Source organism: uncultured Ruegeria sp., from assembly GCF_947489545.1.
GTDB lineage: Bacteria > Pseudomonadota > Alphaproteobacteria > Rhodobacterales > Rhodobacteraceae > Ruegeria.
In genome coordinates, this window is sequence record NZ_CANLDZ010000020.1 from 20359 (window position 1) to 33191 (window position 12833).

The window sequence follows — 12833 nt, forward strand, 5'->3', positions numbered from 1 at the left end:
AGACAATGATGCGTGTGCTGGTTGGGAGCTTTGCAGCAAGGCTCATCGCCTATCTGGCGGTGGCATTTGCTATTGCTCTGGCCGCGGCAGTCGCCTTGACGATAGCCAAGCTGTCCACCGCACTCACGCAGGCGGTTGACGGGCGCTACAGAATTGTCGCGACGGACCTGCGTGCCAATATCGAGACAGGGGTGAATTTTGGCCTCGCGGTCGAAGAGATCGTATCCAATGTATCGGCGCAAATTGAAGACAAGCTTGAGTCCGACGCCGAGATTTTGGCCATTCGGCTCATTGCTGAGGATGGTCAGGAAATCCTCGCGTTGCAGTCGCAAACAGAAGACCGAGAAGGCGTGCAGGCAGAAGATATCGCAACGGTATCCGAACCGATCATCAACTCATTCGGAGCCGAAGTGGGGCGTGTGGAAGTTTCCTACGACCCGAGGGGAGCACAAGGTATTCTTGCTGAGTCCGCCCGCATTTTGGCCTTGGAAGCTGCCGCATTGCTTGCGGCCTGCGTCGGTGTGATCGGAGTAGCCAGTCTGATGGCCGCACGGCGTATCGATCAAAGGCTGGACCGGCTGACAATGCAGTTGGAAAATGACATGTCGTCCGAGACGATGGCCGAGGTAAATGGCGATCAACTGGATCAATTGGCGCAAAGCGCCGTGCAAGCCTATCGCACCAGCCAAACAGAGCTGGATGATCTGGACGGAGAGTTGCAGCGTTTGTCCTATCCGGCGCAGGTAGCCGAGCCGGGCAAGGGGGTGACCTGATGGATCAAATGTCCAGACGTTTTACCCTTTTTATCCTGTCGGCGGCGGTTCTATGTCTGGTTGTGTCCGTAAGCGCCTTGGGGCTTCGCTCGATCGGGTTGCTTGAGCGCAATGTGCGACCCATTCTTGAGACCAATGCGCTGGTCGTCACCGAACGCGTGCGTGACAGAATCGAAAGCGCCGTGGCGATGGGGATACCCTATGAGGCGTTGGCGCAGGTGGACGAGTATCTTGATCGTGCGCTGGAGGGTAGCCACGGCATTTCAAGCATCGTTCTGACGTCTCCCCGTGGCGTGGCCATGTATGCCTCGGGCCAGGCGCAATCGGATCCTAACCAAGATGGGGTTGATACCGAAGCATCGAGCGGTTCGGAGCAGGCGGAGCCTGATCGTATGCGGGACCGTGGTTTGCAGGTTTTGCCTGCCGGTATGCAAAGCGAACTGCTGCGCTGGCTGTCACCGGGAATGTCCACGACGGGAAGCCTAACGCAGAGTGATACGACCGGAGATGGCGTTGTCGTCCTGCCGTTGCTGACCGCTGATGGAACAGAGTTCGGGCAGATCGTCACGCGTATTGACCAAACCTTTGTCGCGCAGCAGCTGCTAGATGCGGCGGCGGATATCTTGGTCATGGTCTTTGTTGCTGTCGTGTTGGCGGTCGAGATTTTGCTGGTTGTGACATCCGCCAGCATCAGCAGCCCGTTGGCACAGGTGGCGAGGCTGCTCAATGCGCTTGTGGGCAGAGATTTCCGTCGGTTGGAAAAACCGGCGGGAGGGGTTTCCATGCGTCGTGCGATACGGGCAGGAAATGCTCTTTTGGAAACGCTGTCGACTCGGATGGCGGATACAAAGGCGCGCATTGAAACCGGCCTTACTGACGCCGCTGATGCGGATCGGATGCGCACCCGCCTTCGAGCCGTTGGCGAGTTTGTAGAGGGCGGGCGCAACAAAATTGGCACGGCAGCCCACCTGGCGGGTGTGCGCGGTGCCGCGTTCTTGTTCGTGATGACTGAAGAGCTGACGCGACCGTTTCTGCCACAGTTCATCTCGGAAGTGCTGGGCAGTGGGCCTGCACAAGGTTTCGACGGGTTTGACAGCACCATTCTGATAGCGGTTCCGATATCGGCCTTTATGTTGGGGGCCGCGGTGGTCGGAACGCTTGCGGCTGGCTGGGCCGATCGGGTCGGGCGCCGGAATGGCTTTATGATAGGGGCCGCACTTGCCAGCCTCGGCCTTGTGGCAACCGCCTTTGCTCCGAGCCTCGAGGTTCTGATTTTGGCCCGTACTGTTTCAGGGGTTGGCTACGCTTTGTGCTTCTTGTCGTGTCAAGGACAGGCGATAGATCAGACAACAACGGCCAACCGCACGCGGGGCATGTCTGTGTTCGTGGGCGGCATCATGGCGGCAGATGTCTGCGGGCCGGCGATTGGAGGCATTCTGGCAGAACAGTTCGGCTTTAAGCCGGCGCTTTTGCTCGCTGCGGCGTTGGGTGTGCTCAGCATTCTGCTGGCGATGCGATTGTTGGACGGGCGCAACGACGAGGCAAAGTCTTACAAGTCAACGCATTTTGGATTTGAACCCAAAATTATCTTTGAGTGCATGAGCCAGCCGCGCTTTGTAGTTGCCGCCTTGCTTGCAGCTTTGCCCGCCAAACTTCTGCTTTCAGGCTTCTTGTTCTTCCTAGTCCCCCTGCTCCTGACCGATATTGGGGCGACGAGCAATGAAATCGGTCGCATCACGATGTTGTATGGGGCGTCGGCGCTGATCCTTTTGTCGCTGTTCTCTCGGCTATGCGACAGGTTCGGGCTGCATGCTTTCATGGTGAGCGTCGGAGCCCTGCTGACGGGATGGGGGTTGGTACCGTTGGCCTATGGCGCCACGGTGTCGGCAGTGGCGTGGTCGGTTTTGATCCTTGGCGTTGCACAGGCCATGAGCATTTCGGCGCAATCGGCTTTGTTTACGATTCTGGCAAAACAGGAGATCGAGACGTATGGGCCGGGTCGGGTCTTGGGTATCTATCGCATGACTGAACGGGCCGGGTCGGTCATCGGGCCTCTGCTTGCCGGTGTTCTGTCGCAATATTGGGGGCTGGCAGGTGCGGCGGCAATTTTAGGCGGTTTGTCCGTTGTCACGGGTACCGGTTTTGCGGCCTTCTTCCTGGTTTCGGGCTTGCGGTCCGAGGATGATGACCTGAAAACGCGCGGCACAAGGGGGTACGATGTTGAGGCTGTGTGATATACGCGTTGCTCTTGTGAACTGCTGTGCCCTGGCGTTGGCGATGCTGTTCGGTACCGGAAGCTTGCAGGCCCAAGACCAGATGCAAAACCTTTGCGAGCGTCCGCATATCGATGGCGTGCCCCATGTCGTAATGGTTTTGTGGCGTGGTCCGACAACTGTCGAGCAAGGGGTTCAGGCTTATTTTGATAGTCGTGATCTGAAATTCAATGTTACCTGCCTCAGTGCGGATCGGGACAGCTCGCGTTTCGTGCGGCTTGTTGAGCAGGCGAAAGAGCTGGAGCCCGATCTGCTGTACACGTGGGGGACATCTGCAACCTTGGCCGCGGTAGGCACATATGACGAAAAAGGTGCCGCGTTTCCGACATCGCAAACACCGGTTCTTTTCACGATGGTATCCTATCCGGTTCAGTCTAAAATCGTGCCGGATTTTGCTGGTAGTGGGCGAAACCTGACAGGCAGTTCGCATACCGTGCCATTGGAATCCCAACTCAAGGCGATGCTCGCTTATCGTGACGTGGACCGGATTGGGATGATCTTCAATCCACGAGAGGACAACTCGGTCCTGAACATGCGTGCGCTGGGCGAATTAACGCAAAGGGAAGACATCAACATTGAGCTTGTGGCTATCCGGGTTCCCCTCAAAGAGCGTCAAGCTGAATCCCTAGGCGAGTCCGGCGCAGAAGCCGAGGCTGGCAGCGGCGAAGAGGAAGTTTCCGAAGGCCAGCCTGACCCTTCGACCTTGCCAGAGCTGATTGCCCGGATGGCCGCACAGGACGTACAGTTTCTGTATATCGGGCCGGATAACTTCGTTGGAACCAACCAGGAAACCATAATCGGCGAGGCCCTGTCGTATGGTATCCCAAGCTTTACCGGCACCGAGCTCGAAATCCTCGACGGGGACGCATTGGTTGGGCTGGTTACGCCATATTACAATCTCGGGCTTCTCAACGGATCGCTAATTGAGCGGATCCTTCTGGATGGAGAAGCCCCCGAGACAATTCCGATCAGCACTCTTGCACGGTTTACCTATATCGTGCGCATGAATGTGGCGCTGCGCATCGGTGTATTCCCGCCACTGGATATTTTGGAATTTGCCCGCATTCTCGAAGGAGAGACCGAATGATGGCCACCATGTCCCAGGGGCCGGCCAACGCGGACGGGGGCTATGCGCCTTTGCATGGGGCTTGGCCTCGGACCTTGCCACACGGTCTGGTGCTGCGCAAAATGGATATTGGTGATTTCGACAGGTTGACGGCTTTGCACGCTGAGCTGCACCAGCAGAGCCCGCAGCAACCCGCACCATTCGTACGCGAAAAAGATGCGTTCTTCGCTGAGCATCTGACAAGTGCCGGAGAGGTTTGGGGCCTTTGGGAAAACGCCGGGCTCAGATACCAGCTGGCCGGATATACCGTCATCGGGTTGCCAACTGCTTCTGACCCGGAAAATTTTGGCCGTGACCTGGGGATAGATGACGAGGCGCACCTCGCCCTGGTTGCACATTTGGACGGTACAGGTGTCTTGCCGCATCGGCGCGGGCTTGGCCTGCAACGCTATCTAACGGGGTATCGCATGGAGCGGGCGCGGACATTGGGACGCAAAACCGTAGTATCCATGGCGTCACCGCAAAACAGTTTCTCTTTGTCGAACCTGTTACAATGTGGCCTGACAGTTCAGCGATTGATCCGCAAATATGATGCGTTGCGATTTGTTCTGGTTCGGGCTCTGCCTGGTCAACCGACATATCAGGACGACCGACATGCGGTCACTGTGCCGCTTCTGGCAAACGCAGAAGAACATGAACGGTGCTTGCAGGCAGGCCGCGTCGGCGTCGCGCTGAGAGATATCGGTGGCCACTTGTCACTCGTCTATGCAAACCGGGGGAAGGACGCAGCCCCATGACATCCGGCTCCGACACCGCGGCACTTGCAAGGCTCAGCTTGCGCAGTCGGATCACGACTATCGTTTGCGTCGTATTTCTGGTTCTCACGACGCTTTTGCTATTCGAAATGCACAACCGCGAACGGGAAATGCAAACGCGGCTGGAAAATGCGTTGCTGACCAGTCTGGAGCTCAATCTCGAGAGCTTACAGGACGTCGAATTTCAGCGTGTAGAGGCCTATGCCCGCCGGTTTCAGGAGAACCGCGAGCTTGCTCAGGGATTGCGTGACCGTGATGCCGACCTGATTGATCTTGAGCTCGTGGAATTGCAAGCCGAGCTTGACCCCACCGCTGCGCAGTTTGTCAGCTTCGATGGCGAGTTTCTTGGCGGCTCTGACGATCCGCTGGTCGAAGCACCGATCTTGACGGCTGAACACCTCGATCTGTTGCGGGCTCAGGGCCGCGTCACCACCGGACTGACATTCGGGGCAGACGGGTCATTGGTCCATGTCGCTGCAGCCCCGCTTTTTGTGCAGGCGCGTCCGGTGGCTGCGGCCATTGTCATCAGCCCATTTCAACGCACAACCGACAAGTTGGCCAAAGGGTTCGGTTCGCAGGTTCTGACTCTGTCGCAGGACGGAGACGTTTTGCAAAGCAGCGGCACAGCCATGGTGGAAGAGCAGCAAACAAAAATCAGCGCGCAGGCGACCCGGTGGGGCATTTCCCTTTTGGAAGATGACGGGCGATTTCTTCAGATTGCCAGCTTGCCTGTTCCAAGCGCGTTTCTAGACGCGCCGCTGCACGTGGTGGGTGTTCAGGATGCCTCTGATGCGCTGTACGAAACCCGGATTGGAAACGCCATATCCGCACTTGCACTTGCCAGTGGCCTCACGTTGTTTCTTGCGTTCATCAATTGGTCGCTCAGGCATTCGTTCTTTCCTTTGAATGCGGTGATACGGTCGCTGGACGCTTTGTCGGAAGGTAAGACAGACCAGGCCGTGAACGTACCAAAGACAGATGATGAAATCGGCAGGCTAGCCGGTACGTTCGAAGTTTTTCGGAAGAGTATGGAAGCCCGGAGCGAATTGGAACGGGTCAACCGCGAATTGGATGTCGCGACCCGCATTCAGCAGCAGTGCCTTCCAACAACTTTTCCCGAACTGGCAGAGATGAGTTTCGCTGCGGATATGGTGCCGATGCGCGAAGTCGGAGGGGACTTCTACGATGTGTTCGACTTGCCGTCGGGCAAGATCGGATGCGTGATCGCCGATGTCTCTGACAAAGGCATGGGGGCGGCCCTGTTCATGGCCATCTCGCGTACCGTCATGCGGGCGATTGCCGCATCGGCGCGAGGGCCTGCGGACTGCGTGACGATGGTGAACAACTACCTTTGCGTCGACAATGACGCGATGCTCTTTGTCACCTTGTTCTATGTCGAAATCGACCAGAATACCGGCGCAATGGTTTTCTGCAACGCAGGGCATAATCCGCCGGTCATCGTCGGTCCCGAGACCGAACCACGTTATCTGAAGTTCGATCAGGGTCAGCCTGCATTGGCAGTGTGGGAAGACTTCGACTACGAGGAAGAGACCGGAGTGCTTAACCCGGGAGAGACACTGTTTTGCTACACAGATGGCGTGACCGAGGCGATGTCAGCCGAGCTTGAGGAGTATGGCGAAGCGCGTCTGCTAGAGGCGATGCGCCCGCTGATGGGGGCCACGCCGTCGGACCAGCTTAATGCGGTCATGAAGTCGGTCTCGACCTTTACGGAAGGGGCTGAAACCAGTGACGATATCACTTGCCTGTCGATAGAGTTCAAGGGTCCGTCGTCGCAATCTGAAGGCGGCGCCGCGGGGCAGGCGGATTGAACAAGCAGGTTGACGGGAGGTGGGCATGAAAACCATTGCGACCTGGCTGGTACATGTTGTCCGCGCAACCCGTGTCGGATGGAGTTTGCCGCCCGCCATGGAGGCCGGTCCCAAGGGTCAGCTTTTTGCCGATTTGATGCAGGCCCAGATCGCAGAGAAACTGTCGGCGGACAGATTGGCCAGCTATGAAACAGTGCGCGACACGGTGCGACAGGCAGTATCGGTGCTTCATAGCGAAGGAACCGACGCAGCCAGCGCGGTGTTTGCAAAGGCGCAGCGCTTAGCCGCGCCATTCGCCGCCGCGGATCCGGAGTTGGACGCCCTTTCGCAAAGCTGGATCGAGCAGGCCATGGCCTTCTACGACGTCAGGCACGGTGATTTGACGTCTGCAGAGGCTCGGCTGGAACGGGCCATGGCGGATGATACGCGACTAGAGCAGGATTTCGGTTATGACCTGATGCATATCGGGCGCATTCATACACTTCACCTTTGGCTACGCGTTCAGGCGGCAAAAGGCGATGTTTCGACTGCACTCAAAACGGCGGATGCCGTATTGGTTTATCTGCATGGTCACGGAGCGGATCTGCCGTTCGGCGCCGGGTGGTCCCCGCACTTGGCCATGCAAATCCGGCCCGACCTGGCGGCGGCCATGACCTATCGGATATGTAGTGAAATTGGTACGATCATACAGTCAGTGTCTCAGGCCGAGGCACAACAGTTTTTGCTGGCGATGCCGGGGCTTCAACAGGCTGCCACTTTGGACGCCTATAGCGAGATAGCCGCCTGGCGCAGTGCAAAATTGGCTTGGTGCGAAGGTCACGTCTACCAGTTTTTTGAGGTGCTTGTGCCGGCGCTACTGGCCGGGCGCGGCCAAACATGTCTGTGGTACGCGATGGTGCTGGATGCGGTTTCGGTCGCAAAAGCCCTGAGAGAACAGAGCGGCCTTCTGTTTGCGGAAGATGTCGCACAACGGGCTGAAGAAGACACTGCAGACCCGGTTATCCTGCCCGGCGCAATTCGGGCTGCCTTGCGAAACTGCGATGCAGCACCCGTCTCGGCCCCATTGGTTGTGAATTGGCCGAAACGCCGATTTCATTTGATGTGCATGGGGTTGCCCAGGTCAGGCACCACGTCTTTGTATACGCTCTTCCGTCCGATGCGTGCGGCAAATGAATATGCCGAGAAAGCAACCATTGAAGCGCTGACCAATCGGATGTCAGGTTCGGATCTGGCTGCATTTTTCGCACGGCGCGATCGCGAAAGCGCGTTGGAGATGGATGCTGCCAGTTTCTTGCATCTCGCGGCACCCGAGTTGGTGGCCCAGTGCTCATACTCTGGCTTCGTTTTGCCCATCAGGCCGCCCGCGGAGTGGTTCGAAAGCTATCTGAAAATGCTGCTGCGCTGGCATGACGGCTTTCAAGCCAAAGGCCGCACCCCGCCAGACTGGATGCAGGCATATGGCCAACTCCTGTTCGGCCATTTTGATTGGGCGGAAATTGCCTCGGAAGACGCGCGTGAGCGTTTCATGCCGAAGGTTGCGGAACGGTTTCTTGGTCATTGGGCTGATGCCACGTTACGCACACTCGATGTTCTACCGCCCCAACGTCGGCTTGTCTTGCATACGCAAGATTTGGGCCAACGTCGTGGAGATCTGGCGCGCTTGGCTGGCATCTCTGAAAAGCACATCACGACAGAGAGCCATGCCAATATCAGCCCGCCCGGCCCTGACATTCTGCAAGGAATATCCAGATCGGAATTGAAACAGATGGCGCACGACATCTGTGGCCCTGCTTATGCGGCCGCAAGCGCCGAAGCCGATGCGCACCGGGTGCCTGTTTAGAAAATGACAGTGCCGCAACACCAGATGCTCTCGGGTCGGGATCTCGTCTTTCTGGGACCATCCCTATCTTTGCCAGAGGCGGTTGTGCTGCATCCCGAAGCGGTTATTCGACCACCGATCAAATTCGGCGATCTTTACGCCGTTCTGGCATGCCCGCCCGCCCGGGTATTGATCATCGATGGATTCTTTCACGCGCAGACACCGATCTGGCAGCGAGAAATTCTCTCGGCGCTTCACGCCGGTATCGAGTTATTTGGGGCATCAAGCATGGGAGCGTTGCGGGCGTTAGAGCTGGCTCCATATGGCATGGTCGGATTGGGAGAGGTCTTTCGACTGTTCGACAGCGGCGAGATCGAAGGTGATGACGAAGTGGCGTTAAGCCACGGTCCGGCTGAGATGGGGTATGTTGAGCTTTCCGTTCCTTTGGTTGATCTGCGCTGGGTCTTGGGAGAGATATTCGGAAATGAACCTCACGCTAGAGATTTGATCGCGCAAGTTAAGTCTTGGGGGCATGTGAATCGCACCGTAGAACGGATCGTTGCCGCAGCGGACCGGTTGGGGTTAAACGGCGCAGAGCTGAGGCAGTCACTTGCGGGACGGACCCGATTGAAAACCTTGGATGCAAGGGCTGCGTTGACACTATTGGCCGATAGCGGGCCTGCCGGCGTCAACAAGACGGACCTGTGGATGATCCCCGACCCAGCGCCGCTTGATGTTGAACCGCGGCTATCGCGCCTTGTGAATGGGGCAGATGGCCGACCGCTCTCCTTGCGCGCGCAGTTGCAGGCCCGCGCCGAACAGCCCGGAGCCTTGTCGGACGCGTGGCGACTAAGCCGACGTCATTGGTTTCTTCAAGATTGGTGTGCATTGACAGGGCAAGGTCCAAACGAGGCAGAGGTTTCTCGGTTTGCGGGTCAGGCCGTAAGCGAATATGCGAAGGTTGGGGGGCAAACTCAAGAAAGCTGGCTTGCATTGCATGGGCTGCGGCCCGAGGAGATGCCATCCGTTTTTCAGGGCTCGGCCACAAGCGATTGGATCGCGCGACGACCCCTTTCAGATCTGAACTTGATATGTCAGTTCGGTCCGGAAGTGCCCCCCGAAATGGCAGTTTTGCTTGATTGGGCAGCGCGCTCTGGCGTGATCCCGCCGGGCGACACGGCGAATGAGGTACACGCGACTGCCGTTTGGCTCGTTCAACAGGGTCCGTTGTTTTTCGGGGCTGTGGACTGGCATCAGGACGTCGCCTTGCTTGATACGTCAATCGCTGAAAATCAGCTGTTCGCGCGCGCCGGATCATGACCATCGGCACGCATGATCTGAGCGGATTGAAATTCGCACAAGGACTGTCGAAGCAGTCAAGCCAGATGGGCCAGATGCGCAAGTATTCGGCGGAAGAAACCTGGACCCGGATCCAACCAGATCTGAAGTCATGCGGTGTGACTCGCGTGGCTTCCATTACGCCGTTGGATGTTCTTGGTGTTCCGTCTTGGGTCGCTGTGCGCCCAGGTGGCATGGTGCTTCAGGTATCCAATGGCAAGGGGCTGTCAGACGCTACTGCACGCGTGTCCGCCGCAATGGAGGCCTGCGAGTTGCACCGGGCCGAACACCCTTTGCCCAGCCAGATTTGGCGAGCCTCGAGCCAATCTCTTCCGAACGAGCGGGGTGGGGGTGCCAACCGCATCCTGCGCCCGCATGAGTTGCCGGGCATGTTGCAGAGATACTATCATGATGAGTTCACGGGCGAATGGACCTTGGGTGTAAACCTGAGCAATAGCGACCCGTGTTTTGCACCCTCCAGCGCCGTCTATTTTCTGCGCAGGCCCGGTTACTACGAAACCAGTTCGAACGGCCTCGCCTCTGGGAATTCGTTGGCGGAGGCCTATCTACACGGGCTTTACGAAGTAATCGAGCGTGACGCGATGTGTGCCGTTCGACAGAATGGAAAGCTGTTGCTACGGCAGAGAGCACAGATCATCGAGCCCGATAGCGTCGATGACCCTGTCGCGCGATTGATCCTTGATCGCTGTCACGAAACGGGTTCCGAGATGCGATTGTTCGCGCTTCCAGGCGCAGTTAATCTGCCGGTCATTTGGGCTGTCTTGTTAGATCAAGGCTCTGGTTCTGCCAGGTCGAGCTGCAATGTCGGGTGGGGATGCCATGCACAGCCGCAGATTGCGCTACATCGTGCCATCACCGAAGCCACCCAGTCCAGACTTGGTATGATCCATGGCGCCCGAGATGACATTTTGCGCAAACCCGTCCACGCGGTCGAAGGTCCTGCAGCGAGCCCGGTCTTCGCGTTTTTTCGGAACCTGAAATCCGATACCTCCTGGTCCACCATTTCCAATGCCCCATACCTTGATCCGGGGCAGGGGCCTGACATCGCGATCAGAAGGATTGTAGATGCGCTTGAGAAGAATGACCGTGGCCCGGTATTCGGGTTCGATCTCAGTGATCCGATGCATAGTTTCTTTGCTGCTCGGATCTTGGCCCCCAAGCTCAAGTTCGACAAAGCACTATTTTAGGTTGTGTCGCGTGGAATAGTGCGAAACTATGACTGAAACGCGGTTTTTGGAGGAGCGATATCGTGACCAGTATGATCGAGACCGGACGGGGAGAATCCAACGTAGAAATGCGCGACCGTAACCGCTATGTCGACACGCTTAGCGATTTTTCACCTGAAGAGATGGAAAGTCTCTGCCAGGTGAAGCGCTTCATCGAGTGTTATGAAGGCGATCGTGACTTCCGCAAAGCACTGGATGACGGCGGTAATTTTTCTGATGACCAGCGTAAGATGCTGAAAGACATCGGGGTGACGTTCGAACCCGAAGAGCTTGCCTTGCTTTGGGAGCAGCCGAGCTTCAACGCCGAGTTTAGCCACCACGGGTTTTCGGTGGACAGTTTCGAAGAACTGCCAAGCGAAATTCACGAGACTTTGGCGCGTTATCCGCGTTTGCGCACATGGTTTCTGTGGCGGTTTCGGCGCGAAAAGACCGGCTTTGTTCAGAAGAAAATGGTGCTGTCCACCCGGTCAGTGAGCGATGAATACACGGTCTGGCGCGCACGACGCATCGCAACCACACGGAATGAGCTTGGAAGCTATGGCTGGGATATCGATCACCCCTGTCATGCCGTCGAGATGGCCGTCGGTTGTTCTGTCGGCTGCCATTTCTGTGCTTTCGATGCGCCGAAGCTGCAAACGGTCTATGACGTTTCCGTACCGGAAAACCAAGCGATGGTAGCAGGGGTCGCGCAAGGTATGGCTGATGTGCTTGGGTGGCCAGCCGCACATGGCATGCTCTACTGGAGCACGGAACCTCATGACAATCCGCATTACGTGAAACTGTTGGAGATCTGGCAATCGATTACAGGTGCGTCTTTGTGCACCGCGACAGCGCGTGCCAAGGAAGACTGGGTCGGCGAGTTGATTGGATTTTATAGCAAAGTTCCGGCGCCGTGGCCCCGTATCAGCGTTCTGTCACGCAACATCATGCGGCGGTTGCACAAAACGTTTACGCCTTCGGAAATGCGCGACACGATCCTTCTGATGCAACAGGCGGATGCCGAAGTATTCCGGGCGAAGGTGCCCGGCGGTCGCGAGCGCATGCTGAAGCAGCTGGTTGAGTCGGATGATTTGCGCAATATCGACACGGACAATCCGCCCGACGGATTCGACGTGCCCCAAGGATCGATCGCCTGCGTCTCTGGTTTGCTGGTCAACATGGTCAACCGGTCCGTTCAATTGATCAGCCCCTGCTACACGACGCTGGAAAACCGCTATGGCTATCGCGTGTTCGACAAGGCGAAATTTGAAGACGGAGAGGACTTTAAGCGGGTGCTTGAGAAGATTGTGGCCCGGTCAATGGTAACCGAGCCCTATCAGCAGATGCCCATGAAGTGGCGCGACGATCTGAAGTTTGTCGAGCAGGAGGATGGCTTCACCCTGATATCTCCGACCACGCGGCGCGATTTCCGGCGTGGCACATTGCATCTTGTCACTGGCGCGCTGATTTCCGAGGGCAAGCTGACCTATGGCGAAGTATTTGATCATCTGTCCGACCATCCGGAAATCGGTCCGATGGCAGCCATAGCGATGCTCGATAATCTGTTTTCCAACGGGTATCTCTGTGAGATGGCGATCACGCAGGATTACCGCGCCAGGAAGGAAGCGGAAAACCCAGCGCTGCGGGACGTCGAGATCGCGTAGTTTGGTCATTAAGTCAGAGGTTGGTCCGGC

General features: G+C 57.3%; 9 protein-coding genes. All 9 read left to right on the top strand.

Annotation, left to right across the window (positions count from 1 at the left end):
• The first annotated feature begins 5 nt into the window (after positions 1-5).
• The 9 genes from Q1B13_RS21525 to Q1B13_RS21565 all read left to right on the top strand — a co-directional run bounded on the left by Q1B13_RS21525 (position 6) and on the right by Q1B13_RS21565 (position 12803).
• A complete protein-coding gene (locus Q1B13_RS21525; RefSeq protein ID WP_299083826.1) occupies positions 6-773 on the top strand; it encodes a hypothetical protein in 768 nt (255 codons plus the stop codon).
• Positions 773-3007, top strand: a complete 2235-nt coding sequence (locus Q1B13_RS21530; protein ID WP_299800435.1) for an MFS transporter — start codon at positions 773-775, stop codon at positions 3005-3007. Before Q1B13_RS21525 ends, Q1B13_RS21530 begins: the two co-directional genes overlap by 1 nt.
• Positions 2991-4133 carry an ABC transporter substrate-binding protein gene (locus Q1B13_RS21535; protein WP_299083823.1) on the top strand — a complete coding sequence of 381 codons (1143 nt, stop codon included), beginning with the start codon at positions 2991-2993 and terminating at the stop codon, positions 4131-4133. The genes Q1B13_RS21530 and Q1B13_RS21535 overlap by 17 nt, the downstream gene beginning before the upstream one ends.
• A complete protein-coding gene (locus tag Q1B13_RS21540) occupies positions 4130-4909 on the top strand; it encodes a hypothetical protein (RefSeq protein WP_299083821.1) in 780 nt (259 codons plus the stop codon). The genes Q1B13_RS21535 and Q1B13_RS21540 overlap by 4 nt, the downstream gene beginning before the upstream one ends.
• Positions 4906-6756: a PP2C family protein-serine/threonine phosphatase gene (locus Q1B13_RS21545; RefSeq protein WP_299083818.1), complete on the top strand. Its 1851-nt coding sequence runs from the start codon at positions 4906-4908 to the stop codon at positions 6754-6756. Before Q1B13_RS21540 ends, Q1B13_RS21545 begins: the two co-directional genes overlap by 4 nt.
• Before the next feature lie 25 nt (positions 6757-6781).
• Positions 6782-8596, top strand: a complete 1815-nt coding sequence (locus tag Q1B13_RS21550) for a hypothetical protein (RefSeq protein WP_299083816.1) — start codon at positions 6782-6784, stop codon at positions 8594-8596.
• Between the two features lie 3 nt (positions 8597-8599).
• Positions 8600-9895 carry a TfuA-like protein gene (locus Q1B13_RS21555; RefSeq protein ID WP_299083813.1) on the top strand — a complete coding sequence of 432 codons (1296 nt, stop codon included), beginning with the start codon at positions 8600-8602 and terminating at the stop codon, positions 9893-9895.
• On the top strand, positions 9892-11121 hold the full coding sequence (locus Q1B13_RS21560) for a YcaO-like family protein (protein WP_299083810.1): 1230 nt from the start codon (positions 9892-9894) through the stop codon (positions 11119-11121). Before Q1B13_RS21555 ends, Q1B13_RS21560 begins: the two co-directional genes overlap by 4 nt.
• Before the next feature lie 62 nt (positions 11122-11183).
• Positions 11184-12803: a hypothetical protein gene (locus tag Q1B13_RS21565; RefSeq protein WP_299083807.1), complete on the top strand. Its 1620-nt coding sequence runs from the start codon at positions 11184-11186 to the stop codon at positions 12801-12803.
• Positions 12804-12833: the final 30 nt, after the last annotated feature.

What these genes read in the sequence shown, in the direction of transcription:
- Q1B13_RS21525 (WP_299083826.1), top strand. Translation starts at nt 6, where the DNA reads ATGATGCGTGTGCTGGTTGGGAGCTTTGCAGCAAGGCTCATCGCCTAT.
- Q1B13_RS21555 (WP_299083813.1), top strand. Translation starts at nt 8,600, where the DNA reads ATGACAGTGCCGCAACACCAGATGCTCTCGGGTCGGGATCTCGTCTTT.
- Q1B13_RS21550 (WP_299083816.1), top strand. Translation starts at nt 6,782, where the DNA reads ATGAAAACCATTGCGACCTGGCTGGTACATGTTGTCCGCGCAACCCGT.
- Q1B13_RS21545 (WP_299083818.1), top strand. Translation starts at nt 4,906, where the DNA reads ATGACATCCGGCTCCGACACCGCGGCACTTGCAAGGCTCAGCTTGCGC.
- Q1B13_RS21540 (WP_299083821.1), top strand. Translation starts at nt 4,130, where the DNA reads ATGATGGCCACCATGTCCCAGGGGCCGGCCAACGCGGACGGGGGCTAT.
- Q1B13_RS21560 (WP_299083810.1), top strand. Translation starts at nt 9,892, where the DNA reads ATGACCATCGGCACGCATGATCTGAGCGGATTGAAATTCGCACAAGGA.
- Q1B13_RS21530 (WP_299800435.1), top strand. Translation starts at nt 773, where the DNA reads ATGGATCAAATGTCCAGACGTTTTACCCTTTTTATCCTGTCGGCGGCG.
- Q1B13_RS21535 (WP_299083823.1), top strand. Translation starts at nt 2,991, where the DNA reads ATGTTGAGGCTGTGTGATATACGCGTTGCTCTTGTGAACTGCTGTGCC.